General features: G+C 41.3%; 26 protein-coding genes, 1 pseudogene and 1 riboswitch. All 27 genes and pseudogenes read left to right on the top strand.

What is annotated here, in order from left to right; all coding sequences use genetic code 11:
- Positions 1 to 684 (top strand): annotated as a pseudogene (locus ACFO3D_RS04385) (IS3 family transposase); the annotation flags it as partial.
- 751 nt (positions 685 to 1,435) lie between these two features.
- Positions 1,436 to 2,605: a D-alanyl-D-alanine carboxypeptidase family protein gene (locus ACFO3D_RS04380; RefSeq protein ID WP_390293395.1), complete on the top strand. Its 1,170-nt coding sequence runs from the start codon at positions 1,436 to 1,438 to the stop codon at positions 2,603 to 2,605.
- A 115-nt stretch (positions 2,606 to 2,720) separates the two neighbouring features.
- Positions 2,721 to 3,074: an anti-sigma F factor antagonist gene (spoIIAA, locus tag ACFO3D_RS04375; RefSeq protein WP_390293394.1), complete on the top strand. Its 354-nt coding sequence runs from the start codon at positions 2,721 to 2,723 to the stop codon at positions 3,072 to 3,074.
- Positions 3,071 to 3,514: an anti-sigma F factor gene (spoIIAB, locus tag ACFO3D_RS04370; protein ID WP_390293393.1), complete on the top strand. Its 444-nt coding sequence runs from the start codon at positions 3,071 to 3,073 to the stop codon at positions 3,512 to 3,514. Before spoIIAA ends, spoIIAB begins: the two co-directional genes overlap by 4 nt.
- 8 nt (positions 3,515 to 3,522) lie before the next feature.
- On the top strand, positions 3,523 to 4,278 hold the full coding sequence (gene sigF / locus ACFO3D_RS04365; protein ID WP_390293392.1) for an RNA polymerase sporulation sigma factor SigF: 756 nt from the start codon (positions 3,523 to 3,525) through the stop codon (positions 4,276 to 4,278).
- Between the two features lie 100 nt (positions 4,279 to 4,378).
- Positions 4,379 to 4,996 (top strand): stage V sporulation protein AA, encoded by a 618-nt coding sequence (locus tag ACFO3D_RS04360; RefSeq protein WP_390293391.1) that lies wholly within the window; start codon positions 4,379 to 4,381, stop codon positions 4,994 to 4,996.
- Complete coding sequence (locus ACFO3D_RS04355; protein WP_390293390.1) at positions 4,974 to 5,402, top strand: stage V sporulation protein AB; 429 nt, start codon at positions 4,974 to 4,976, stop codon at positions 5,400 to 5,402. Before ACFO3D_RS04360 ends, ACFO3D_RS04355 begins: the two co-directional genes overlap by 23 nt.
- Before the next feature lie 129 nt (positions 5,403 to 5,531).
- A complete protein-coding gene (locus ACFO3D_RS04350; protein WP_390293416.1) occupies positions 5,532 to 6,953 on the top strand; it encodes a spore germination protein in 1,422 nt (473 codons plus the stop codon).
- 154 nt (positions 6,954 to 7,107) lie between these two features.
- Complete coding sequence (lysA, locus tag ACFO3D_RS04345; protein ID WP_390293389.1) at positions 7,108 to 8,421, top strand: diaminopimelate decarboxylase; 1,314 nt, start codon at positions 7,108 to 7,110, stop codon at positions 8,419 to 8,421.
- A 123-nt stretch (positions 8,422 to 8,544) separates the two neighbouring features.
- The gene (locus ACFO3D_RS04340; protein WP_390293415.1) at positions 8,545 to 8,958 is read left to right on the top strand and encodes a peptidylprolyl isomerase; all 414 of its coding nucleotides are present in this window, start codon (positions 8,545 to 8,547) and stop codon (positions 8,956 to 8,958) included.
- 6 nt (positions 8,959 to 8,964) lie between these two features.
- Positions 8,965 to 9,414: a site-2 protease family protein gene (locus ACFO3D_RS04335; protein WP_390293388.1), complete on the top strand. Its 450-nt coding sequence runs from the start codon at positions 8,965 to 8,967 to the stop codon at positions 9,412 to 9,414.
- A gap of 332 nt (positions 9,415 to 9,746) precedes the next feature.
- Positions 9,747 to 10,121, top strand: a complete 375-nt coding sequence (locus ACFO3D_RS04330; RefSeq protein ID WP_390293387.1) for a GNAT family N-acetyltransferase — start codon at positions 9,747 to 9,749, stop codon at positions 10,119 to 10,121.
- Positions 10,122 to 10,377: 256 nt separating this feature from the next.
- Positions 10,378 to 11,112: a segregation/condensation protein A gene (locus ACFO3D_RS04325; protein WP_390293386.1), complete on the top strand. Its 735-nt coding sequence runs from the start codon at positions 10,378 to 10,380 to the stop codon at positions 11,110 to 11,112.
- A gap of 2 nt (positions 11,113 to 11,114) precedes the next feature.
- Positions 11,115 to 11,717, top strand: coding sequence for an SMC-Scp complex subunit ScpB (gene scpB / locus ACFO3D_RS04320; RefSeq protein ID WP_390293385.1), 603 nt, complete (start codon positions 11,115 to 11,117; stop codon positions 11,715 to 11,717).
- Between the two features lie 110 nt (positions 11,718 to 11,827).
- Entirely contained in the window at positions 11,828 to 12,922 is a 1,095-nt protein-coding gene (locus ACFO3D_RS04315) for a D-alanyl-D-alanine carboxypeptidase family protein (protein WP_390293384.1), read from the top strand.
- A gap of 1 nt (position 12,923) precedes the next feature.
- Positions 12,924 to 13,508 (top strand): nucleoside recognition domain-containing protein, encoded by a 585-nt coding sequence (locus tag ACFO3D_RS04310; protein WP_390293383.1) that lies wholly within the window; start codon positions 12,924 to 12,926, stop codon positions 13,506 to 13,508.
- Between the two features lie 2 nt (positions 13,509 to 13,510).
- A complete protein-coding gene (locus tag ACFO3D_RS04305) occupies positions 13,511 to 14,041 on the top strand; it encodes a spore maturation protein (RefSeq protein ID WP_390293382.1) in 531 nt (176 codons plus the stop codon).
- A 187-nt stretch (positions 14,042 to 14,228) separates the two neighbouring features.
- Positions 14,229 to 14,963 carry a pseudouridine synthase gene (locus tag ACFO3D_RS04300; RefSeq protein ID WP_390293381.1) on the top strand — a complete coding sequence of 245 codons (735 nt, stop codon included), beginning with the start codon at positions 14,229 to 14,231 and terminating at the stop codon, positions 14,961 to 14,963.
- Between the two features lie 109 nt (positions 14,964 to 15,072).
- Positions 15,073 to 15,642 (top strand): thiol-disulfide oxidoreductase ResA, encoded by a 570-nt coding sequence (resA, locus tag ACFO3D_RS04295; protein WP_390293380.1) that lies wholly within the window; start codon positions 15,073 to 15,075, stop codon positions 15,640 to 15,642.
- Positions 15,643 to 15,668: 26 nt separating this feature from the next.
- Positions 15,669 to 17,306: a cytochrome c biogenesis protein ResB gene (gene resB / locus ACFO3D_RS04290; RefSeq protein WP_390293379.1), complete on the top strand. Its 1,638-nt coding sequence runs from the start codon at positions 15,669 to 15,671 to the stop codon at positions 17,304 to 17,306.
- 26 nt (positions 17,307 to 17,332) lie between these two features.
- The gene (ccsB, locus tag ACFO3D_RS04285; protein ID WP_390293378.1) at positions 17,333 to 18,520 is read left to right on the top strand and encodes a c-type cytochrome biogenesis protein CcsB; all 1,188 of its coding nucleotides are present in this window, start codon (positions 17,333 to 17,335) and stop codon (positions 18,518 to 18,520) included.
- A 66-nt stretch (positions 18,521 to 18,586) separates the two neighbouring features.
- On the top strand, positions 18,587 to 19,303 hold the full coding sequence (locus ACFO3D_RS04280) for a response regulator transcription factor (RefSeq protein WP_390293377.1): 717 nt from the start codon (positions 18,587 to 18,589) through the stop codon (positions 19,301 to 19,303).
- Positions 19,303 to 21,069, top strand: a complete 1,767-nt coding sequence (locus ACFO3D_RS04275) for an ATP-binding protein (RefSeq protein WP_390293376.1) — start codon at positions 19,303 to 19,305, stop codon at positions 21,067 to 21,069. Before ACFO3D_RS04280 ends, ACFO3D_RS04275 begins: the two co-directional genes overlap by 1 nt.
- Before the next feature lie 19 nt (positions 21,070 to 21,088).
- Positions 21,089 to 21,271: riboswitch (cobalamin riboswitch) on the top strand.
- 195 nt (positions 21,272 to 21,466) lie between these two features.
- Positions 21,467 to 21,907 (top strand): DUF4430 domain-containing protein, encoded by a 441-nt coding sequence (locus ACFO3D_RS04270; RefSeq protein ID WP_390293375.1) that lies wholly within the window; start codon positions 21,467 to 21,469, stop codon positions 21,905 to 21,907.
- A 27-nt stretch (positions 21,908 to 21,934) separates the two neighbouring features.
- Entirely contained in the window at positions 21,935 to 22,450 is a 516-nt protein-coding gene (locus ACFO3D_RS04265) for an ECF transporter S component (RefSeq protein WP_390293374.1), read from the top strand.
- A 95-nt stretch (positions 22,451 to 22,545) separates the two neighbouring features.
- Positions 22,546 to 23,082 carry an RNA polymerase sigma factor SigX gene (sigX, locus tag ACFO3D_RS04260; protein WP_390293373.1) on the top strand — a complete coding sequence of 179 codons (537 nt, stop codon included), beginning with the start codon at positions 22,546 to 22,548 and terminating at the stop codon, positions 23,080 to 23,082.
- A complete protein-coding gene (locus ACFO3D_RS04255) occupies positions 23,079 to 24,281 on the top strand; it encodes a hypothetical protein (RefSeq protein WP_390293371.1) in 1,203 nt (400 codons plus the stop codon). Before sigX ends, ACFO3D_RS04255 begins: the two co-directional genes overlap by 4 nt.
- Positions 24,282 to 24,336: the final 55 nt, after the last annotated feature.

Raw genomic sequence — 24,336 nt, 5'->3', positions numbered from 1 at the left:
GGTGGGATTTATGGTTATCGACGAATAAGGATGGTTATCCAGCGCGAGTTTGGGAAACGGTATAACCTGAAACGTATTCGCCGCCTGATGATTCAATTGGGGCTGAAATCATTTATTCGTCGTTCCAACGGGTATTCGACGAAAACCAGTTATGTCAACATCGAGGACAATATTCTGAATCGGGAATTTACTGCGGACAAACCAAACCAGAAATGGGTGACCGATATCACGCATCTTCAGTATGGACTGGGGGTCAAGGCATATTTGAGCGCTATTAGAGATTTGTATGACGGATCAATAGTGGCATACAAAATAGGCCACTATAACAATAACCCGTTGGTCATGGAGACCATTAAAACAGCCTTAGAGCTCAATCCTGGCGCCACTCCTATACTGCACAGCGACCGTGGCGTTCAATATACATCGAAGGAATATCGTTATATCACAACTGAAGCCGGAATCACACGCAGTATGTCCCGTGTGGGGAAATGCATAGATAATGCACCAATAGAAAGCTTCTTTGGTCATTTTAAAACCGAGTGTTATGACTTAAAACAATATAAAAGTTATGAAGAATTAGTACAGGATATAGATTGATATATCCAATTTTACAATGAAGGACGTTACCAGGAGAAATTAAACAGCCTGACACCATTAGAATATCGGTATCAGGCCGTTGCATAGATTTTTTGTTTTTCACTGTCTACTTGACAGGGTGCAGTTCAATCTTCAATATCATTCCATAAGGTAGTTCGGATTTTTTCTGTTGGGATGCCTTCGTATAAACTATAAACTGCGACATAACAGCGAGACTTCGCTCCGGAAATACACTACGCTTTCACCACTCCGGGTGCAAGGTCAACATCTGTTCAAGCTAAAGCTTTCACAGTGTTTCCTTTGCCGTTGGACTCACCATGAGCCTCCTCGTTCGCCAAGAACTCTCACTGTGGGGTCTCAACGTCTTCGCTTTCCCGCAGGAGTCTTCGTGTATTTCCTCCGCTTGTTAGTATTTTGATCACGGATTTGTACAGTCCTTCGTTATATGAATGAGGTTTATTTCATCCTAATTTTGAATGCTATCCTAAGCTGCGGAAAAATGCGACACTCCAGGGGGAAGAGCAGCTTCCGAAGACCCCACAGCGAGGGAACGAGCGAGGAGGCTGAGGTGCTGCCCCCGTAAAGGGAGTGTTTTTCCGCAGCGTCGGTTAAACTTATCATTAGCCTAATGATGAAAAGCACATTATAAATTATTAATTACTTCGCAATTTTTATCAACTTTGAAATAAGATCCAACTGTAAAAAGATAACGTTATAAAATTCTGTGTCTAATTCGTTCATCTTTAGAATGTAATTTTATAGTTATGTCCCAGCCTCTTTTGTATAAAAAAAAGGGTGAATGGCAACCCTATATTTATATTGAATTGGAGGGTGAACAATGAAAAAGATTGTTTTAATGACTAGTATTATACTTTCGATTCTACTAGCTGCAACCAGTTCTGTACTGGGGGAAGAGAAGAAATCAGACAGCGAACCAAACCTTGCTGAAGATGCAAAGTCCGCTATCTTAATGGAACGGGATACAGGTAAGATCCTGTTTAATAAAAATGCTGATGAAAAACTTCCACCGGCAAGTATGACGAAAATTATGACCTTACTGCTGATTATGGAAGCGCTCGAAGAAGGAAAAATCAAAAAGAACGAAACGATTACTGTCAGCGAGCGAGCAGCTTCGATGGGTGGATCACAAATTTTCCTGGAAGCCGGCGAGGAAATGAGTGTCAATGACCTTCTTAAGGGCATAGCTATTGCGTCTGGAAACGATGCAAGCGTTGCATTGGCTGAGCGAATCGCCGGAAGTGAAGAGGCGTTTGTTAAGCAAATGAACAAAAAAGCAGATGAATTGGGTCTTAAAAACACTCACTTTAAAAACACCACCGGATTACCTGCAAAAAATCATTACAGTACATCCCATGATATGGCGGTTATGGCCAAGGAATTACTGAAATATGAGTCAATTACAGCTTACACCTCCATTTATGAGGATTATTTACGAAAAGGGAAGAAGAATGAATTTTGGCTAGTCAATACAAATAAACTTGTTAAGTTTTATCCGGGAGTTGATGGACTTAAAACTGGATATACGAATGAAGCAAAGTATTGTCTAGCTGCGACTGCTGAGAAGAATGGCATGCGGGTTATTTCGGTAGTAATGGGAGCAGACACCACCAAAGAGCGGAATGCTGCGGTGACCCAAATGCTTGACTATGCATTTAATCACTATGAGACCAAAAATCTTTATGAAAAGAATGAAACAGTAACAAAGATTGAACTTATTAAAGCTGAAGAAAAGGATATTGACATAGTGACTTCCGAGTCTGTAAGTACCATTCATAAAAAAGGCGAAACTGACGGCAAAATCAAATCGTCTGTTGTCTTGAAAAATGACCTTAGTCTGCCGATTAAAAAAGGAGATAAGGTTGGAGAACTTATGGTGGAAAATGGTAAAAAGGTGCTTTCCAGAACTCCGTTGATCGTGAATCATGATGTGAAGCCTGCTTCCTATTTCACCTTGCTTAAACGCTCGCTGCAGAATTTGGTGAAATAAAGCAGAGTTAATTACGAATTAGCACGAACTTCTTCTTCTTTTGTCATAGAGCAGGAATTGACCCATCGCATAACGAAAAGATAACTTACAGCAGAAAATGCAAGGAGGAAATGCAATGGGTCTGTCTACTGGATTTGAAGTTAAAGAAGATGTTCTGATCGTCAGAATGTCGGGCGAATTGGATCATCATGAAGCTGAAGCATTGCGAAATGAATGGAAAGAAATGATGAAAGCTAATTCCATAAAACATGTGGTACTGAATCTCGAATTTGTCTCCTTTATGGATAGTTCGGGACTTGGAGTGGTGCTTGGAAGGTATAAGGAAGTTCTGCAGCTGGGTGGCGAAATGGTAGTATGCTCTGTTTCGCCCCCGGTAAAACGATTGTTTGAAATGTCGGGGTTATTTAAGATTGTCAGGCTGGAGGAGAATGAATTACAAGCGCTTGGAACGTTGGGGGTGGCTTCATGAAAAATGAAATGTTTGTAGAGTTTGCAAGTGTAAGTGAAAATGAATCCTTCGCGAGGGTAACAGTTGGATCTTTTGTTGCCCAGCTGGATCCGACGATGGATGAACTGACCGAAATTAAGACGGTAGTTTCAGAAGCCGTGACAAATGCGATCATTCACGGGTACAATAATGAGCCTGGTCACCATGTAGCGATTTCCTGCGTACTGCAGGATGATGGCGAAGTAGAACTAACCATTCGTGATCAGGGAATCGGAATTGGTGATGTCGACGAGGCAAGGCAACCGCTCTACACATCCAAACCGGAACTAGAACGATCTGGAATGGGATTTACCATCATTGAAAACTTTATGGATTCTGTTGAAGTAATATCTACACCAGGGAAAGGCACAACTGTCCACATGACAAAGCAACTAACTAACAGCAAAACGGTTTGTAAATAGGGATGCCTATGAATGCGGATGTTAAACATCAGAATCGTAAGGAGTCGCTGACGGATGAACAGGTAAAGGAATATATTCGCAGAAGCCAAAATGGTGACAAGGAAGCACGAGACTACCTTGTTGAGAAAAATATAAGGTTGGTATGGTCGGTTGTCCAGCGGTTTATAAACCGGGGTTATGATCCGGATGATTTGTTCCAGATTGGAAGTATCGGGCTTATTAAGTCGGTTGATAAATTCGACCTATCGTATGATGTCCGTTTCTCTACTTATGCGGTCCCAATGATAATTGGGGAAATACAGCGGTTCATCCGGGATGACGGAAGTGTTAAAGTGAGTCGTTCCCTTAAAGAGACCGGAAACAAGATTCGTAAAAAGCGGGATGAGCTGACAAAGGATCTCGGAAGATCTCCGACTGTGGTTGAAATTGCTGAGTCGCTTGAAATCACACCGGAAGAAGTGGTGCATGCTGAAGAAGCAGGCAAATCGCCGCATTCCATTCATGAAACTGTTTTTGAAAACGACGGAGATCCGATTACATTGCTTGATCAGATTGCAGACCAAGATACCCGGTGGTTTGACAAGCTTACTTTGCAGGAAGCTATACGGGGGTTAAATGAACGTGAACGATTAATACTATATTTAAGGTATTATAAAGATCAGACCCAATCGGAAGTCGCCGAGAGGCTTGGTATTTCACAGGTTCAAGTATCACGGCTTGAAAAAAAGATATTAAAAGAAATGAAAGTGAATATGAATCAATGAATTAAAATCATCACATTTGTGGTGATTTTTTTATTGTGATATTTCATACGGGTTGGGCAAATACTATGTACTATATTACGGTACAAAGGATGAAATCCACATGACACATATTATCTACCTGCGGATGAAAAAGAATGTGGAACTGACCTGCTTAAAAGAGCTGAAATTAGATGACATCGCATTCATATCAGCCCCTTCCGAGTTAAAACATAAATTGGAAAAGACCCCGATTTACCGGATAACTGAAAAAGACGCGGAGATAGTGGTGATCGACAGCTTTTTAGTAATTGATCATTTGAGTGAGCTGTATAAGGACCATGAGTTTCAGCTGATTGGTCCTGATCGGTCAATTATTCGGATAAAAAAACATAAAAAACCACCGAATCCGGTTGTTGTCGCGGCTGTATGGTTGCTTCTTTTCATTGGAACTGCCATGACTATTATGAACTTCCACTATGATGTCAGTATGCAGGAAGTGCAGCAAAAGCTTCATTTTCTATTAACGGGTGAGGAGGAACGCACCCCCCTGTGGATTCAGATTCCTTATTCGTTTGGACTGGGAGCAGGGATGCTGCTGTTCTTTAACCACTGGTTCTCCAAAAGGATTAATGAAGAACCGAGCCCGCTTGAGGTCGAAATTTTTAACTACCAGCAGGATCTTGATCAGTATGTCGGTTATTACGAGAATAAATTAAATGATACAAATCGTTCTGACTAACCTACTTGAGGTAGTTATTGGTGTTGCTGGTGGTATTGCGGTCGGCAGTGGTTTCGTCGCATTTTTAACCGTACTTGGGATCATCCCCCGATTAATACAGCTGAGCAAAACTGACCGATTGGTCCAGGTTTATATTGCAAGTGTCATTCTGGGAAGCCTTTTCGGCACCTTTATGTCGTTCAGTGATATTACATGGGAACAGCCGATAATTCTGTTGATTCTTTGGGGGCTTCTCCATGGCGTCTTTAATGGAATGCTTGCGGCAGCGCTAACTGAAGTGCTCAATGTTTTTCCGATTTTATCAAAGCGAATACGGTTGGAGGATAAATTGCTATGGTTTCTCATGGCTATTGTATTCGGCAAGATTGCCGGGTCGTTATTTCAGTGGACTATTTTTGTCCGTTAGCTTCATAAATTTGTACAACCCGTGAACAGGCCAAAGGGAAGGTTTTACTTATGACTGGAGTGTTTAATTGTGAAACAAGGAGACTATAAAAAAACGATATACGCTAAGATTGACGAAAACGAAGCTTACATGAAAGATAACATTGGGCTTGGAAAATCATTTGATCTTGGGTTCCGGGAACTGATTATTTTAAAGAAAAAGGTTCACCTTTACTACCTAACGGGTTTATGTGAATCCGCTCTTGTAGTACAGGTTATCCGTAAACTCGTGGATATTAATGATAAGGAAATAAATGCAAGAAAACTACCTGAAATAATTGAAAACCGTCTGGTACACCAGCAGGTAAGAAGGACTGAAACGTTGGATGAAGCGGTCGACCAGTTACTTTCAGGCCTGATTGTTGTTTTCATAAACGGTGAAAAATATGCATTTATTGTTGATGTCCGGAGCTATCCTGGGCGAGCCCCGCAAGAGCCCGATACCGAACAGGTTGTACGAGGGTCCAGGGACGGCTATACGGAAAATATTATTGAAAATACAGCCCTTACCCGGCGCAGAATCCGTGATGCGCGGTTGCGCTATGAAATGACGAAGGTCGGGGAAAGGTCAAAGACGGATATTTGTTTGGCTTATCTGGAAGATGTTGCCGATGAAGGCTTAATCAAACTTGTAAAAAAGAAAGTAAAGGATATTGAGATTGATGGCATAGCGATGGCGGATAAGACCGTCGAAGAGTTTATATTGGAAAGCAGATGGAATCACTATCCGCTGGTGCGTTATACGGAACGTCCCGACGTTGCTGCGAACCATCTGCTTGAGGGTCATGTATTATTAATTGTGGATACTTCGCCAAGCGTTATTATTTTGCCAACAACTTTTTTCCATCATGTACAGCACGCCGAAGAGTACAGGCAGTCACCTGCAGTTGGGACATTTATACGGTGGGCAAGATTTCTCGGTATTATGGCGTCCATCTTTCTGTTGCCATTTTGGCTGCTTCTTGTTATAGAACCAACTTTATTGCCAAAAGAGTTGGCTTTCATCGGGCCGCAAGAAGAAGGGACGGTCCCCCTTGTTCTTCAGATCATTCTCGCTGACTTAGGGGTTGAGTTTTTACGAATGGCTGCCATTCATACACCAACACCGTTATCGACTTCGATGGGTCTGATTGCTGCGGTCCTGATTGGGCAAATAGCTATTGATGTAGGATTGTTCGGCCCAGAGGTTATCCTATATGTGGCGGTCAGTGCGATAGGAAGTTTTGTCACACCAAGTTATGAACTCAGTGTCGCAAATAAATTAACCCGATTTGCATTGGTATTATTAACGGGAATCTTCGGTGTATATGGCTTTATGATCGGAGCGACCGTTTACATGCTTTACCTCATTCGTTTGAAGTCACTCCAAACACCATATCTGTGGCCATTTTTGCCATTCAACCCTAATGCTATGGTTCAAATCCTATTACGTGTACCTGTACCTTTGACAAATGAGCGGCCAAGTATTGTCCACCCTAGAAATAACTATCGCCAGCCTATTAAAAAAGGCTAGCGTGTTCATTAACACCAGCGTGTACTCTGGTTTTTATTGCTCCTTGCATGGCAGATAGAACAAAGGTTCTTCCCTCTTCCGTTTTATGCTTCAATATGATAAAGTATTTTTATTATTTGAAGTTACAGCTTTAAGATTGGACGGAGGAAGATACATGAACACAATTGCAGAAAACCATCCATTTACTATTAATGAACAGGGTCATCTTGATATAGGTGGCGCTGATACAGTATATTTGGCAAAAAAGTACGGTACACCGCTGTATGTCTATGACGTCTCTATTCTAAGGGACAATTGCCGGGCATTTGTGCAGACATTTAAAGAACTCGGTGCCTCAGCCCAGGTAGCCTATGCAAGCAAAGCATTTTCTTCTACTGCTATGCTTCAGGTTGTCAGGCAGGAGGGACTGAGTCTTGATGTCGTTTCACAAGGAGAGCTTTATACGGCTCTTCAGGCTGAATTTCCGGCAGAAAAAATCCATATGCATGGAAATAATAAAAGCCGTGAAGAACTGGAAATGGCCATTGACCATAATGTCGGGTGTATTGTAGTAGATAATTTCCATGAGATAGAGCTGATCAGCAGTCTGCTTGAGAAGCAGAATAAAGAAATTAATGTGCTAATGCGTGTCACCCCGGGAATTGAATCGAAAACCCACCAATATATCATGACTGGCAACGAAGATTCAAAGTTTGGCTTCAATCTTCAAAATGGGCAGGCAGACAGGGCATTTCTTGAGTTGACTAAACATGAAAAAATTCATTTTAAAGGATTGCACTCTCACATAGGTTCCCAGATCTTTGAAACAGACGGGTTCACTCTTGCGGCTGATCTGTTATTTAAAAAACTGGCAGAATGGAATACCGATTATGGTTATATTCCGGAAGTGCTGAATTTAGGTGGAGGTTTTGGAATCCGTTACACCAAGGATGATCAACCGCTTGCATATGCCGCCTATGTAAAAGAAATGGTATCTGTTGTGCGAGAGCAGGCAAACCATCATAATATGCCTGTACCGGAAATATGGATTGAACCAGGCCGGGCAATAGCCGGAAATGCTGGTATTACTTTATACACAGTGGGTTCTAAAAAAGAAATACCAGGTGTCCGCAACTATATTTCAGTGGACGGTGGAATGACCGATAATCTTCGTCCCGCGCTCTATTCGGCCAGATATGAAGGAGTCCTCGCCAACAAAGCGTCACAGCCGGTTAAAGACAAAGTGTCTGTGGCTGGAAAATGCTGTGAATCTGGTGATATGCTGATTTGGGATCTTCCTGTACCGGAAGTAGCCAGTGAAGACATCCTGGCTGTTTTCTCCACAGGGGCATATGGTTATTCAATGGCGAGCCATTACAATAGACTACCTAATGCGGGAGTAGTGTTTGTTGAGAATGGTATTGATAAACTCGTAGTCAGACGGGAATCGTTCGAAGATGTAGTCAGGAATGACCTGTCCTACGAATAGGTTTGGTATTGTATTCTTTTAAAGGTTTAGATAAAATGATATGATAGACGAAGGTTTTTAGCAGACAATTTTTTAGAGTTATAGAAGGGGTTGGAATACGTGAGTAAAACAGGTTATATAGAGATGGAAAATGGAAACAAAATTGAATTTGAACTATACCCGAGTGAAGCGCCTAATACAGTGGCGAATTTTGAAAAGCTTGCGAACAGCAATTTTTATGATGGACTGACATTCCACCGTGTCATCCCTGGTTTTGTTAGTCAGGGGGGCTGTCCAAAAGGTAATGGAACTGGTTCAGCTGGATATACCATAAAATGTGAGACAGAAGGAAACCCGCACCAGCACCAAGAAGGTTCCCTGTCGATGGCTCATGCCGGGAAAGATACCGGAAGCTGCCAGTTTTTCATTGTTCATGAACCACAACCACACCTTGATGGAGTCCACACTGTGTTCGGTAAAGTCACTTCTGGCATTGAACATGCAAAAGCAATGCAGGGTGGAGATGTTATGAAGGAGATCAGGGTTGTAACTGAATAAAGGGTTATGGATATTTACCTGCTGATTTATCTAATTTTTTGTGTTGCACCAATCGGAACATTGCTTCACGAGGCAGGTCATGCTGCTGGGGCCAGGGCGCTTAATGCAAGGCGTATCCAGCTATCAGTGGGTAGTGGTAAAGAAATCAGCCGTTTTTCAGTTGGAAGACTTACAATATCCATTCACGCTGTTTACTTTTTGGGTGGTATGGCATATAGTGAACGAAACAGAGTATATACTAAGCTTGAAAAGATTTGGATAGCAGTAAGCGGGCCTTTAAGCAACCTTATTGTTACCTTACTATTATTCTTTCTTTACACCCAATGGTCGAGCAACTATCTGTTGCTTCCACTCTTGTTTAATCTTTGGATTGCCACTATTAACCTGATTCCCTTTAAGATAAAGGGCAGGCAGTCAGATGGTTATGTGATCTTCAAGACACTGAGTAGGCATTAATAGCCGTTTGACGGAAAGTATGTTTTTATTATAATATGGCAAAGCTTGTTAAGGAATGAAGTTAAATTGAACCAACGGAAGAAAAATTGGTTACTATTCATTATTCTGTTAGTACTTGGGATGATTTGGGGCATTATTTACTGGATTGCATTTGTGTTTTAAGTCATTTCTGCTCTCAAAGGATAACTGACAATTTATTATCCGGTAAAGGTGATTTTTATATGGGTAACGGAGCCAAACAGGATAGAATATTATTTTGGGTGATTGTGATTGCAGCTGGTATATTTCTGCTTTCCATGGTTGGCAAGTTATTTTCATAATGAGGGGTATCTATGCTAATACGTTATAAAAAGAACATGGAAAAGATAGCAATGGGTTTACTGTCTTTCATGCCGGAAGAAAAAGATGTTAAAAAACTTCAACAGACAATAAAAGAATATGAAACTAACCCTGACTGGCACCTCTTTCTCTGGAAGGAAGAGGATGTTCTGGGTGCTATTGGCATAAGGGTAGAAGACGATATAAATGCTGTTGTACAGCATATTTCAGTGAATCCTTCCCATCGAAATATGGGGATTGGCCAGAAGATGGTCAGTGAAATTGATCGCCTTTATGCCGACAAGTATGCAGTATGTGCAGACGAGGTGACACAGCAGTTTTATTCCAGATGTCAAGAGATAGAAGAGAAAAGCGAAAGTATGGAATAATGATTGCTCTTTCAATGAAATCGGAGTATCTGAACCATTTATATATAATAGTCTTAACTGAAACTGCATAAATTTCGGACTTAAAAGCCAGCTCTGCCGTATCAGAGTTGGCTTTTGTTTCTACTATCAGAATTTATAAGTTTTTACGGAAGATAGTATAAGAAAAACTTCGACACTCGTTATAGACGAGACGAATGTCGAGTTTTTCTAATGAAGATGAAGAAGCGGGTCGGATTGTGAGTAAGGGGGGATTACAATGAACGAGCCGTATCAGGTAAAACTCGAAGCCTTTGAAGGGCCTCTTGATTTACTGCTGCATTTAATCAACCAGTACGAGATAGATATTTATGACATACCGGTAGCCACGATAACAGAACAGTATATGCAATACATACATACCATGCAATACCTAGAATTGAACGTGGCGAGTGAATACCTGGTAATGGCAGCTACACTTCTGGCACTAAAAAGTCAGATGCTGCTGCCAAAACAGGAGTTGGAAACAGAAGATGAGGAATTTATGGAAGATCCTCGTGAAGAATTGATGCAGCGCTTAATAGAATACCGGAAATATAAAGAGGCCGCGGACAAACTTAAAGAGAAAGAGCTTGAGGCCAATCAGATATTTATGCGGCCGCCAGCAGAGTTTGATAAAAGTTATACTAAACAGCCTGCAGTAAAAGGTGATACCTCGGTCTATGATATGCTTCACGCCCTTGGAAGAATGTTTGAACGGAAAAATTGGAGCAAACCTCTGGAGACCAAAATTAAAAGCGGTGGAATTCCAATTGAACAGCGGATGGAAGAAGTGCTGCAGCGTACCAAAGTTTCCAAGGCCGGGATTGTATTTGATGATCTTTTTGAGCGACCAAGCCGTGATCATATAGTTGTTACTTTTATTGCGATTCTCGAACTGATGAAAAACAGAGAAATCAGGTGCGAGCAAAAGAAACATTTTGATTCAATATTTATTTTTTATACGGGGGGTTGAACGTGGAAATTAATGAGTTAAAGGCGATTGCTGAAGGGCTGCTGTTCGCAAGCGGGGATGAAGGAGTATCCATGAAACAGTTGGCCCGTGTGCTTGATGTATCAGAGAAAACAATCGAGCACATTCTGGATGAATTGCGGTATGATTACGACCACACCAACCGGGGCATCTTGCTGATGAAGTCTCATGAGGTCTACCACTTAACAACAAGACCGGAGCACAGTGAGTATTTCAAGAGGTATCTGGAGACACCCCATTCTTCGAGAATGTCACAGGCTGCTCTTGAAACGCTGGCCATTATTGCGTATAAGCAGCCTATTACCCGGGCTGAAATCGATGAAGTTCGAGGGGTGAAAAGTGACAGACCTGTTCAGACACTGATAAACAGGTCACTAATCGAAGAAGTAGGAAGAAAAGACAGTATAGGAAGGCCGGTTCTTTTTGCAACTACCACTGACTTTTTAACTTATTTCGGACTTACCTCCCTTGAGGAACTACCGCCTCTCCCGGAAAACGTTGAAAACGACGAAACCGAACAGGAAGCAGATCTCTTCTTTGAAAAGTTTTCGGAACAGTTGGATGAAAATGCGTCCGATTCGGACTGACAGTACCCTTGCATGAAAAGTGCAGGGTTTTTTTTATGTCTGAAAGAATCATATCCGGACATGCCCTGCATAAACTATACAGATAAATCATCCGTGGGGGGAAACTCGTGATGCGTTTGCTGTTAATGATAGTCTGCTTGCTGTTGACTACTCTGCTTTATCCTTCTTTCGGCCATGCAGAGGTTGGTGTTTCGGCAAATAATGCAGTTCTGATTGAAGGGTCTTCAGGAAGGATCCTGTTTAAAAAAGAGGCTCATGAAAAAAAGCCTATTGCCAGCATTACCAAAATAATGACAGCCTTAGTTGCAATTGAATCCGGGAAAATGAATGAGACGGTTAAGATAACTAAACGGGCCGCTTATACAGAAGGATCCTCGATTTACCTGAAACCTGGGGAAAAAATATTGCTAAAGGATCTAGTATATGGGCTGATGCTTCGCTCCGGGAACGATGCAGCGGTGGCGATAAGCGAACATGTTGGCGGTAGTATGGAAGGTTTCGTACACCTTATGAATAAGCAAGCCCAGTGGCTGGGAATGACGAATACTTCGTTTGATAACCCTCACGGTCTGGATGCAGAGACCCATTACTCGACAGCATATGATATGGCGCTGTTAATGCGTTATGCTATGGAAAATGAACAGTTCCGCGAGATAACCGGCACTGAAATCTATAAGTCAGATAGCCGTGACTACTCCTGGAAGAATAAGCATAGGCTGGTTACCGGTATGTATAAATACAGTACCGGCGGAAAGACCGGTTATACCAGAGTAGCTGGCCGTACTCTAGTTTCTGTTGCCGAGAAAAATAAGATGCGGCTGATTGCAGTTACGCTAAACGGGTCGGATGACTGGCGTGATCATATCAGTATGTTTGAATGGGGATTCGATAGTTTTGATATGACAACCATTGACCAGAGTGGGGAAGAGATATTCCATATTAAAAAAACAGGCGAAAAAATAATGGGATATTTGCATGAAGAAATAAAATTACCACTTAAAGAGCAGGAGCAGAAACTGATTGCAAGCAGATCGTTCCTCCTGGAAAATGCGTCAGAAAAATCAGAAGGAGTAATTGGTAAAACCATCTATTTTGTCGATTCTGTACCGGTAAGGGAAACACCCATATACGCAAATGACAAGCATGAAAAAGGTTTCCTAGCGAAAATCGTAACTGTTTATAGATATATAACCGGGTTGGATTAGCATGGTAAATCTTATATGGGCATTTATGGCAATCGTAGGAATAGTTTATGCTATGTTCAATGGAACCATGGAAGAGGTCAATAAGGCACTGTTCGAGAGTGCTGACGAGGCGGTTACTCTATCAATAGGCCTGATCAGTATACTGGTATTTTGGCTCGGGATTATGAAAATAGCAGAAAAAGCCGGTATTCTTGATATATTGGCAAGGTTATTCCGTCCTGTTGTAACAAGATTGTTTCCTGATATTCCCGAGGATCACCCCGCAATGGGCTATATTTTATCGAACTTTACTGCTAATATTTTTGGTTTAGGAAACGCTGCTACGCCTATGGGGATTAAAGCAATGCAACAAATGAAGGAGTTGAGTGGTTCTGATACAGCATCCCGCTCAATGATCACCTTTCTGGCACTGAATACTTCAAGTCTGACAATCATCCCGACCACCGTAATTGCGATCAGAATGCAGTATGATTCAGCGGCCCCGACGGAGATTGTAGGAACTACTATTATCGCTACACTTATATCTACACTTAGCGCAATATTAATTGACCGGTTTTATTATTACAAAAGCCAGAGGAGGAAATAAACTTGAGTGTGATTACGACAGTCAGTACCTGGCTGATACCATGTTTCATTCTGATCGTTCTTCTGGTTGCTACCTGGAAAAAGGTTCCTACATATGAAATGTTTGTGGAAGGGGGAAAAGATGGTGTCAAAATGGCATTCTCTTTACTTCCTTTTTTAGTAGGGATGATTGTGGCTATATCGGTTTTGCGGAGTTCAGGTGCAATGGAAGCGTTTATTCAATTAATTGGCCCAGTGCTGACCGTGATTGGCGTTCCTGCTGACATCGTCCCTTTGGCTCTGGTGAGGCCTATTTCCGGCACGGCGGCACTGGGGATGACAACCGAATTAATCAGTACCCATGGACCCGATTCATTTATTGGCCGATTAGCCTCAACGATGCAAGGAAGTACGGATACAACGCTGTATATTCTTACTATATATTTTGGCGCGGTTGGGATACGGAGGATGGGATATGCACTAAAGGTTGGACTATTGGCAGATTTAGTTGGTATAATTGCATCAATTGTAATTGTTACTATAATATTTGGCTGAGCCTTAAAAGTAGCGTTAACAAATTGTTAACGCTATTATTATGGTGAAATCTAATATAAGGGAGCTTTGAAAAGCGTAATGTATCTCCGGATAGGAGCGAAGATACACTTTTATGTCGCTGATTATCTCAAGTGGAAAGTCGCGGAATTTACGAGCCTAAAAAAATCTAAAAAATAATGGTGATAAAATGCCTAATTCATTAGAACGTCTACAAAAAGTAATTGCTCAAAGTGGTGTAACTTCGCGTAGAAAAGCGGAGAAGCTGATTGCTGAAGGGAAAGTAAAGGTGAACAATAAAGTAGTGACAGAACTTGGCACGAAAGTCACCTCAAACGATGATGTGGAAGTTAATGGGATTCTATTGGAGAAAGAGGTACCGGTTTATTATATGTTCTATAAACCAAGAGGAGTCATTTCCAGTATCAAAGATGATAAAGGAAGAAAAGTAGTCACGGATTATCTAGGAGAGGTGGAGGAGCGGATTTACCCAATCGGCAGACTGGACTATGACACATCCGGTCTTCTGTTGCTTACTAATGACGGTGACTTTGCCAATCTGCTAATGCATCCAAGCCATGGGATAGATAAAGTATATGTAGCCAAGGTAAAAGGTATTCCTAGTAAGAGCGAACTCAATACATTAAGAAAAGGAATCCGGTCGGATGGTGAATTGTTAAAAGCGGTCGGTTACTCCATTTTGAGCGTGGATAAGCAGAAGAAGACCACAATTGTGCAGCTGACACTGCATGAAGGCAAAAACAGGCATATCAGGCGCATGATGGATGAACTAGGCTATCCAGTTTCCAAATTGAAACGGGAGCGTTATGGCATGCTTACGTTAGATGGTATGCAGCCTGGTGATTATCGTCCGTTGACACCACATGAAGTAAAGAAAATGAGACATCTGGCGGTAAATGAGTAGTCACATATAACTTTTTGAGCTTATTGTTCCCAGCCGAAAATTGTTGAATAATAGTCAAATTTACCTTTGTTATATCATGGTATAATGGCGTGGGGAGTGAAAAAACACTATGACCAATCAGAAGAGACCTGATAAAAGAAGAAAAAAAAGAAACCGGCTTATTTTCAGAACCATTATTCTCTCGGTATTGCTTGTTGCGGTAGTATATGCACTCGTATCCAATCTCAATAAAGAGGATACAAATGTGGATGCCGGGGATCCTGCACCTGATTTTAAGCTCCAGCAGATAAATGAAAACGACGAACTTGAGACTGTGCAGTTAAGCGACCTTGAAGGGAAAGGCGTTATGCTTAACTTCTGGGCTACATACTGTAAGCCATGTGAAGCGGAAATGCCTTACATGGAAAAACTCTACAAAGAGTACGAAAATAAAGGCATCGAGATTGTTGCAGTAAGCCTTGACTTTAATAAGTTGGTAATCAACCGTTTCATTGATAAATATGATTTGACTTTTCCTGTGGCTCATGACACTACTGAGGAAGTAATGAATCTTTACAAAGTTGGTCCAATTCCGAGCAGTTTCTTTATCAGTCCAGAAGGAGAAATTGTGGAGGTTGTTGATGGGGCACTGACACTGGATAAGCTTGAAGGATATTTGAAACAGATCCAGCCTGAATAAGAATGCAGCTATTGTGAGGGATACGAATGAATCATATCAAATGTGAGTGCGGCCACGTAAACCCTGAGGGGACAGTCCTTTGTGAGGCTTGTGGTAAGCCCATTGAGGGTAATCAGCATATTGACGGCAATGATAAAAAGAAACTACTGAATATGCGTTACGATGGTAGTGCACGAAGGTCACAGACCTATAATAAATCAATTGTCGATAAAATCTGGAATTTCTTTTCCTCCGTCAAGGTTGGAGTCTGGCTGATTGTACTTGCACTCATTGCATCCGCAATCGGTACTATTTATCCACAGGAAATGTATATTCCGGCGAATGCGGAATCACGTGACCCTGCTGTCTTTTATGAGGCACGTTATGGATTACTTGGTCAGATTTATTACCAGTTAGGACTTCATAACTTATACAGCTCATGGTGGTATATGCTGCTGATAGCTTTGATTGGAATTTCGCTTGTTATTTGCAGTATTGACCGTTTTGTACCACTTTACAAAGCGCTAAAAATTCAAAAAGCCAAGCGGCATCCTTCTTTTCTCAGCAGACAGCGTCTGTACAGTAAAACTGAAAAGGTAACAGCTGAGGAGAAAGAAACAATTGTTAATGGACTTAAGAAGAACAGGTACAAAGTCAGAGATGAAAATGGTCATATTCTGGCCGAAAAAGGACGATTTTCACGTTGGGGCCCATATGTTAACCATATTGGACTCATTATTGTTCTGTTAGCAGCACTGCTAAGGATGACTCCATTTATGTACCTTGATGAGTATGTCTGGGTTAGAGAAGGTGAACTGACGGTGATTCCGGGGACCGAAGGGGAGTATTACATAGAGAACAAAGACTTTTTACTGGAAACGTATGATGAAAATGATAAACGGTTCCAAAAGGCAATTGAGCAGGAAGGTATGGTCCCGAAAAATTTCCAGACAAATGCAGTTATTTATAAAGAAAAAGGAGAAAACCTCCCTGGTCAGGATCCGGAACTGGTAAAAGTTACTGAAGAGGATATTCGTATGAATCATCCGTTGAAGTTTGATGGGTATACGCTCTATCAAGCCGGCTACCAGTTGAATGAATTCAAGGATATGACTTTCAAAATACATGAGACGGAAGACCCGGATGAAAAGGCGATGGGCAGTTTTACTATGGATCTTACATCACCTGAATCCCAATATAAGCTGGATAACGGGTTTAGAGTGGAGGTTTCTCAGTATTATCCTGACTACTATTTGGATAACGGGGAACCGAGGTCAAAAACCAAATATCCGCGTAATCCGGCGTTTGTATTTACGGTTTATCCACCCGATGGAAGTGAACCGGAAGTAAGTTTTCTTGGAATTGGTAAGAATATAAACGCAACTGGAGAGAATGATTACAAGCTGGGTATAACCGATTTTCAAATGCGTGATGTCAGTGGACTGACTGTCAGAAAGGATTATACGCTTCCACTGTTTGCAGTAGGTGCGCTGATATTTATGATAGGTGTTATTCAGGGAATGTACTGGCAGCATCGCCGTATATGGATTCGTCCGGAGAGCGATGGAATTCTGCTCGCGGCACATACCAACAAGAACTGGTATGGTATTAAGAAAGATATTGAAAAAGTAATTTCGGATACAAACATTAAAATGGTTGATGACCAACAGGAACTTGAGGAGTAGTTCGTTTTATATGAAGGAGGATTATTATGGATTACCTGGGTATTAGCAGTACGATGCTATACACAGCGTTTATCCTCTATCTGATTGCCACGTTTTTCTTCGGGGCAACGATAAAAGGAAAGAACGCAGAAAACGATAAAAGTACCGCTGGTAAAATAGCTATTACAATAACGATAATTGGATTTCTTGCACAGGTTGTATACTTCATCACAAGATGGATTGCAAGTGCACATGCACCTGTCAGTAACCTGTTTGAATTCATGACATTTTTCGGAATGGGAATTGTGCTGGCATTCATTATTATTTACTTTATTTACCGGCTTAATATTTTGGGGCTGTTTGCCTTGCCGATTGCTATGATCATAATTGCCTATGCAAGCATGTTCCCTACTGAGATTGCGCCGCTGGTTCCGTCTCTGCAGAGCCATTGGTTGTATATTCATGTTACTACCGTTTCGCTCGGGGAAGCTATCTTGTCAATTAGTTTTGTCGCGGGACTTATTTATCTGATTCGCCAGGTCGATCAATCAGTAAGGAGCAAACGGACAACATGGCTGGAAATAATTCTCTTTTCACTGGTTATATTAGTTGGCTTTAGTGTTATTACCACCGCATTCAATGTTGCTGGATATAATGCACAGTTTGAATATAATGGTGAACAAGGCACAATAACCACTGATTACCATCTGCCAGCTATTGTTGGACCAAATGAGGGCACGTTACTTACCGGTGAAAGAATGGAACCTTGGTTTGAAGCTCCGGCATGGATGCATGGGGTAGATGCGGCACGTAAATTCAATACAATAATTTGGTCGGTCTTTACTGGTCTCGTGATTTACGGTCTAATTCGACTGATCATCCGTAAGCGGATCGGCGCAGCTATTCAGCCACTGCTGAAAAATGCGAAACCTGATTTGCTTGATGAGGTTTCTTACCGGGCTGTAGCAATCGGCTTCCCTGTGTTTACACTTGGAGGAATTATTTTTGCTTCCATATGGGCTCAAATAGCATGGGATCGATTTTGGGGCTGGGATCCAAAAGAAGTATGGGCCTTGGTCACATGGTTCTTCTATGCAGCTTTTCTACATTTGAGACTCTCCAGAGGATGGCATGGTGAGCGGTCAGCCTGGCTCGCTGTTGGAGGATTTGCAATTATTATGTTCAACCTGCTCGCAGTAAATCTTATCCTTGCAGGCTTGCATTCATACGCATAATTGATGGAAAAACTCCAAAGTGGATTACTACATCTCTGTTAATTGTAAAAAATAGGGGGCGCTTTAATGGATACGAATGCTAAAATTCTAGTAGTGGATGATGAAGAAAGAATACGCCGTCTGATCAAAATGTATCTGGAAAAAGAAGACTTCATTGTTGAAGAGGCAGAAGACGGAGCGGAAGCTTTAGAACTTGCTCTGGAACATGACTATGATGTTATTCTGCTAGATCTTATGATGCCTGAACTGGACGGAATTGAAGTTACTCAGCGATTACGTAAAGAAAAATCAACCCCGATCATTATGCTTACAGCTAAAGGTGAAGAGGCTAACAGGGTACAGGGGTTTGAGGTTGGGACCGACGATTATATCGTCAAGCCTTTCAGCCCCCGTGAGGTAGTACTCAGGGTTAAGGCGCTTTTAAGACGTGTATCTGCGGGAAGTTACAGTGAAGCAGAAACACCTACAAAGAATCTTATTGTGTTCCCTCACTTAACGATAGACCATGATGCACACCGGGTTACCGCGGATGGCAAGGAAGTCAGTCTTACTCCAAAGGAATATGAACTTCTCTGTTTCCTTGCGAAATCACCGGATAAAGTGTTTAATCGTGAGCTTCTTCTTAAAGAAGTCTGGCAGTATGAATTTTTTGGTGACTTACGGACGGTGGACACACATGTTAAACGGCTGCGTGAGAAGTTGAATAATGTATCCAAGGAAGCTGCAAAGATGATTGTCACTGTCTGGGGCGTTGGATATAAATTTGAGGTAGATGATGCTTAATGTTCTGGAGAAGTGTAGTAGGGAAACTAGCAATAACCATATTATTGCTAGTTTCTTTTGTATTATTTATATTGACAATCTTGCTTCTTGAGTTCTTTGAAAACTTCCATGTGGAAGAGGCTGAGAATGATATGATGCAGACTGCAGTTCAAGTTTCTAATATGGTGGAGCAATACGATAATCAGAATCTTGCACTTAATAATGCTGAACGGATAAAAGATCCTGCCAGTCGAATCGTCATCGTATACGAAGATGGTTCTTCCTGGACATCTCACAGTTCGGATAATGAACTGCAGGAAATCGATACAAACTGGTTACAAAACCATGAACAGTTAAATGATGTATTTACTAATAATGAGAATGTGAAGCGTGAACTCAAATTGCCGGAAAGTAACGTTGATGGAATGATTGTCGGGACTCCAATTAATCAGGACGGGGCAGTTTTTGTCTATCAGTCACTTGATATTGTGAATAAAACCAAGGCTGAAACTACCAAGATCATATTTCTGGCAGCTGGGATAGCGATTGTATTGACAACGATATTCGCCTTTTTCCTGTCGACCAGGATAACTTCTCCGTTGATTAAAATGCGAGAAGCCGCTTTTGATCTTACTCGAGGAGAGTTTAACACCAAAGTGCCCATTCTAACCCATGATGAGATTGGTGAACTGGCAATGGCGTTTAATCGAATGGGAAGACAGCTGAAATTTCATATTAATGCACTTCGACAGGAAAAGGAACAATTATCCAGTATTGTAAGTTCCATGGCGGATGGGGTGATTACGCTGAACCGTAATGGTGATATGCTTGTGACCAACCCACCAGCACGTCAATTTGTTGAAGGGTTAAAATTTGAAAATAACGAACTGAATGAAGAAAGCAATAAAGCTCCTGTGCCGCTAAGTGGAATTTTACAAGACGTGATTAAGGATGAAAAAGAAGCAATACATGAAATTGATGTAAAAGGGCGTACCTGGGTGATGATCATGACACCGTTATATGACCAGTCATATGTTCGTGGAGCAGTAGCAGTAATCCGTGACATGTCTGAAGAACGGAGACTGGATAAGCTCCGCAAAGACTTTATAGCAAATGTCTCTCACGAATTAAGAACCCCGATTTCCATGCTTCAGGGTTATAGTGAGGCAATTGTGGATGATGTGGCAGACACGAAAGAGGAGAAGAATAACCTTGCACAAATCATCCATGAAGAGTCATTAAGGATGGGAAGGCTTGTTAATGAGCTTCTCGACCTGGCCAGGATGGAAGCCGGATACACGCAGCTAAATAAAGAATACGTGGATATGGACATGTATGTAGAGCGGATTATCAAGAAGTTTAGAGGTCTAGCTGATGAGAATCAAGTGAAACTACTGCTTGAGAAGGATATGCAGGTTTCTAAAATGATGATTGACCCAGATAGAATGGAACAAGTGTTTACAAACCTGATTGATAACGCTATTCGCCATACAAATAAAGAAGGGAAAGTGAAAGTAAGAGTAACCAGTGATGAAGATAGCTTGTCAGTATCGGTTGAGGATAATGGAAGTGGTATATCCGAAGAAGACCTTCCTTTCGTGTTTGAGAGGTTTTATAAAGCTGATAAATCACGCACACGTAACAGTAAGAAAAAAGGAACGGGTCTCGGGCTTGCTATTGCCAAAAATATTGTCGAAGCCCATAACGGCACAATAACTGTAAACAGTAAACCTGGTGAAGGAACAACTTTTTCGTTTAAACTTCCTTTACAAGATGACCGATTATGATATGATTAAATAGAATTGAATACAATGAACAGAAATTGGTGCACATGCTTAATAGGGAATCCGGTGAAAGGCCGGAACTGTCCTCGCAACTGTAAGTGATGTACGAAACAGGCGCAATCCACTGTATGCTGGCCATATGGGAAGGGACCTGGAGTAGGAAAATGTCACAAGTCAGTAGACCTGCCAATTTCTAAGGTTTCAATGCTTCGAGGGTATGAGCGATTGGGACGACCGAATACATTACGTATGTGAAAGTTTGTGTATCGATTGTCTTAAGCTGACTCCTGAGAGTTCAGCTTTTTTGTTGGATTTATTTAACAAAAAGATACATAGGCACTATGTTTTTGTCGGTTGCCAACTTCCGCTACTCCTCAAAAAATAAAGGGAGGAATGGGAAATGAAGAAAAAGTTTTTTCGTGTTTCGGCGTTATTATTCTTAATAATCGGTTTGCTGGTGGGATGTGGGACCGATAACCAGGAACAAGAACAATCACAAGCCAGCAATCAGAATGAAAGCACTCAATCATCCGGTGAAAATACCGAACAAAAGAGTGAAGACACAGTAACTGTTACGATTTCGAAAAATAATGGTGAGAAGCAAATTAAAGAAAAAGAGATTGAGATTAAAGACGGGGCAATCCTCATGGAAGTAATGAAAGAAAACTTTGAGATTAAAGAGGATGGAGGATTTATCACTTCCATTAATGGCATAGCACCTGGGAAAGATGAAAAGAAGGCGTGGATGTATACTGTTAACGGAGAAATGGCAAAAGTTGGTGCTACCGAGTTGGAACTTTCACCAGGGGACAAAGTAGTTTTTGACCTGCAAGCATATTAATTATGCTGGTAGCAGGGAATGGTGTAAATGAACACTTATAAACTTACATTACTTGCTTTACTTGCGGCCCTGGCAGTTGTGGGGCGGGCAGTGTTTGTCTTTCTCCCGAACGTTCAGCCAGTCACTGCATTAATCATTATATCTGGGCTATTGCTTGGCCCATTATCTGCGGTGATATTAGCGATCCTAACAACGTTTTTGTCGAATATGATACTGGGTATGGGAATCTGGACAATATGGCAAATAGTTTCCTGGGGATTAATCGGTATTTTAAGCGGTTTTCTCGGTAAAATCCCTGGCAGGGTACCACTTCCTGTACTTGCCATCTTTGCTGTATTCAGCGGATATCTTTATGGATTTATTATTTCCTTAACAATGTATTCCATGGTCGGAGAATTCTGGCCGTACTATCTGTCCAGCCTTCCGTTTGATACCTATCATGCGATTGGCAACGGAGTATTCATTTTTATGCTATATCCAGCGATTCAATATTTATTTAAAAAATATGCCAATAATCGATTTCATCTGCAAAATACCAACTGAATGAGGTTGGTATTTTTGCTGTTTTGGAATATAGTATTACTATATTGTAACTTTTAACGCTCCAAAGCGACTATTCAAGTGAACGGGGGATCGAAATGAAAGCCGTTTTTGAAAAGATTTATGATGAATATCATCAGGACTTGTATCAATTTATATTTTATATGGTAAAAGATAAAGAAACATGTGAGGACCTCGTTCAGGAAGTATATATTAAAGTAATTAATTCCTATGACTCCTTTAAAGGCGACAGCAGTAAAAAAACATGGCTGTTCTCTATTGCCCGACACGTAACGATTGATTATTTCAGAAGGAAAAAGAGGAAGCGAAAAAGGATTTCGGAGTTTTTTGACTGGGGAGAGAAAGGACATTTACTTCAGGATCAGAAGCCTTTACCTGAAGAAATAGCGATTCAGAACGAGGCCGTCCAGAATGTTTATCGTTATTTAGATAAATGCACGGATGATCAAAAAAGTGTACTTATATTACGATACATACATTCGTTTTCCATTCAGGAAACTGCGGACATACTTAATTTTACTCCCAGTAAGGTAAAAACAACTCAGCACAGGGGTTTAAAAGTGCTAAGAAACTATTTGAATGAAGAGCAACAGAGAGGAGGCGATGTCTTGTGAATACGTTTGACAACGAAGATCAACAGGTAAAAGACTTGTTACAGCAAATGCCAAAAGTTGAGGACAGCATGGATAAAGATGTATTATACCAAAACATCTCCTCCGAACTCAGAGAACTGGAGAAACCTAAAAAATCAAATAAAGTGATATGGATCCCTATTGGGAGCGCCGTAGTTGCTGTATTACTAATGATTTTAGTACTCCCTCCGTTATTCCAGAATGCGATGTTTGAGAGCAGCAACGAGAACTCCTCATCTGATGCCTTAATGGATGAATCTGCTACAATGGAAAAATTCGGTGCAGAAGGAGAATCAGGATCCGAACTTAATACGGACGAACAGAATGAGAACAATGGCAATCAAGAATCAATGCCCGAGGTAAGTCTACTTGATAGAAAAGCACCATCAAATGTTGTTTATCAAGCAGATGATGATTCTCAAATTATACATGGCGCACTAGCAGATACACAGGGACAGTATGTTATTCCATTTTCGGTAATAGCACCTGCAGATGTGAGGATGGAAGATTATTATAATCAGCTTGGAAAGTATCTTAGTGAAAAACAATGGGGGCTGAACAGCTTTATATTAGAAGGAGCAAAATTCCAATTAAAGCAGGATGAGAACCAGGTAAACATCACACTTCCGGATAACTTTGATGTTCTCGATGGCTCCACTGGTCCCAATTTGCTTGAAGATACCCTGACAACAATGTTCACCCCATATCAGATTAATCGAGTAGTATTTGATCGAGAGGTAAACCTTGGGCAGATTGGAAAAGTGGAAAAACTGCCGCTCATGCCAACCAAAGCAATCTATAAAAAATACCAGAAATCAGATAGCAATCAAGCGTTCTTGGTCCGTATTCCAGTTGGTGACAATGTTAATTTTTCTTCGGCTCTTTCGAAAATGAAAGAAAATGAAGAGGTGTTCCATGTTGCCGGTGTAATCCCTACTGACCTGAATATTACTGTCCAGCGTGAAGGTCCATTATTAAGATTGCAGTTCTCCAATCCAGAAAATCTGAAGAAATCAGGGGAAACGGTATTTATGCTCGATGCGATTATGATGACAGCAAAAAGCTTTGGTTATCAACAAGTGGAATTTGTGAATCCCCCAATGGATACGGTAGGTCCTTATAACCTCCGTGAGCCAATTGATGTACCATTGGGAGCAAACCCCATATACACTTATCGTTGAATATCTCTTAAAGTGTACTGCCGGAATAAAGCCGGAGTACGCTTTTTCTATTTTT

This window comes from Virgibacillus kekensis (assembly GCF_042654125.1).
Lineage (GTDB): Bacteria > Bacillota > Bacilli > Bacillales > Amphibacillaceae > Lentibacillus > Lentibacillus kekensis.
The sequence above is the reverse complement of the archived record's forward strand: the minus strand, read 5'-3'. Positions and strand labels throughout refer to the sequence as shown.

Excerpts from the sequence above, each read along its gene's own strand:
- ACFO3D_RS04275 (WP_390293376.1), top strand. The coding sequence starts at position 19,303 with ATGTTCTGGAGAAGTGTAGTAGGGAAACTAGCAATAACCATATTATTG.
- spoIIAB (WP_390293393.1), top strand. The coding sequence starts at position 3,071 with ATGAAAAATGAAATGTTTGTAGAGTTTGCAAGTGTAAGTGAAAATGAA.
- lysA (WP_390293389.1), top strand. The coding sequence starts at position 7,108 with ATGAACACAATTGCAGAAAACCATCCATTTACTATTAATGAACAGGGT.
- ACFO3D_RS04280 (WP_390293377.1), top strand. The coding sequence starts at position 18,587 with ATGGATACGAATGCTAAAATTCTAGTAGTGGATGATGAAGAAAGAATA.
- ACFO3D_RS04340 (WP_390293415.1), top strand. The coding sequence starts at position 8,545 with ATGGAAAATGGAAACAAAATTGAATTTGAACTATACCCGAGTGAAGCG.
- resA (WP_390293380.1), top strand. The coding sequence starts at position 15,073 with ATGACCAATCAGAAGAGACCTGATAAAAGAAGAAAAAAAAGAAACCGG.
- ACFO3D_RS04355 (WP_390293390.1), top strand. The coding sequence starts at position 4,974 with ATGATACAAATCGTTCTGACTAACCTACTTGAGGTAGTTATTGGTGTT.
- ACFO3D_RS04380 (WP_390293395.1), top strand. The coding sequence starts at position 1,436 with ATGAAAAAGATTGTTTTAATGACTAGTATTATACTTTCGATTCTACTA.
- sigX (WP_390293373.1), top strand. The coding sequence starts at position 22,546 with ATGAAAGCCGTTTTTGAAAAGATTTATGATGAATATCATCAGGACTTG.
- ACFO3D_RS04360 (WP_390293391.1), top strand. The coding sequence starts at position 4,379 with ATGACACATATTATCTACCTGCGGATGAAAAAGAATGTGGAACTGACC.
- ccsB (WP_390293378.1), top strand. The coding sequence starts at position 17,333 with ATGGATTACCTGGGTATTAGCAGTACGATGCTATACACAGCGTTTATC.
- ACFO3D_RS04265 (WP_390293374.1), top strand. The coding sequence starts at position 21,935 with ATGAACACTTATAAACTTACATTACTTGCTTTACTTGCGGCCCTGGCA.
- ACFO3D_RS04350 (WP_390293416.1), top strand. The coding sequence starts at position 5,532 with ATGAAAGATAACATTGGGCTTGGAAAATCATTTGATCTTGGGTTCCGG.
- resB (WP_390293379.1), top strand. The coding sequence starts at position 15,669 with ATGAATCATATCAAATGTGAGTGCGGCCACGTAAACCCTGAGGGGACA.
- ACFO3D_RS04310 (WP_390293383.1), top strand. The coding sequence starts at position 12,924 with ATGGTAAATCTTATATGGGCATTTATGGCAATCGTAGGAATAGTTTAT.
- ACFO3D_RS04325 (WP_390293386.1), top strand. The coding sequence starts at position 10,378 with ATGAACGAGCCGTATCAGGTAAAACTCGAAGCCTTTGAAGGGCCTCTT.
- spoIIAA (WP_390293394.1), top strand. The coding sequence starts at position 2,721 with ATGGGTCTGTCTACTGGATTTGAAGTTAAAGAAGATGTTCTGATCGTC.
- ACFO3D_RS04335 (WP_390293388.1), top strand. The coding sequence starts at position 8,965 with ATGGATATTTACCTGCTGATTTATCTAATTTTTTGTGTTGCACCAATC.
- ACFO3D_RS04330 (WP_390293387.1), top strand. The coding sequence starts at position 9,747 with ATGCTAATACGTTATAAAAAGAACATGGAAAAGATAGCAATGGGTTTA.
- ACFO3D_RS04300 (WP_390293381.1), top strand. The coding sequence starts at position 14,229 with ATGCCTAATTCATTAGAACGTCTACAAAAAGTAATTGCTCAAAGTGGT.
- ACFO3D_RS04315 (WP_390293384.1), top strand. The coding sequence starts at position 11,828 with ATGCGTTTGCTGTTAATGATAGTCTGCTTGCTGTTGACTACTCTGCTT.
- sigF (WP_390293392.1), top strand. The coding sequence starts at position 3,523 with ATGAATGCGGATGTTAAACATCAGAATCGTAAGGAGTCGCTGACGGAT.
- ACFO3D_RS04270 (WP_390293375.1), top strand. The coding sequence starts at position 21,467 with ATGAAGAAAAAGTTTTTTCGTGTTTCGGCGTTATTATTCTTAATAATC.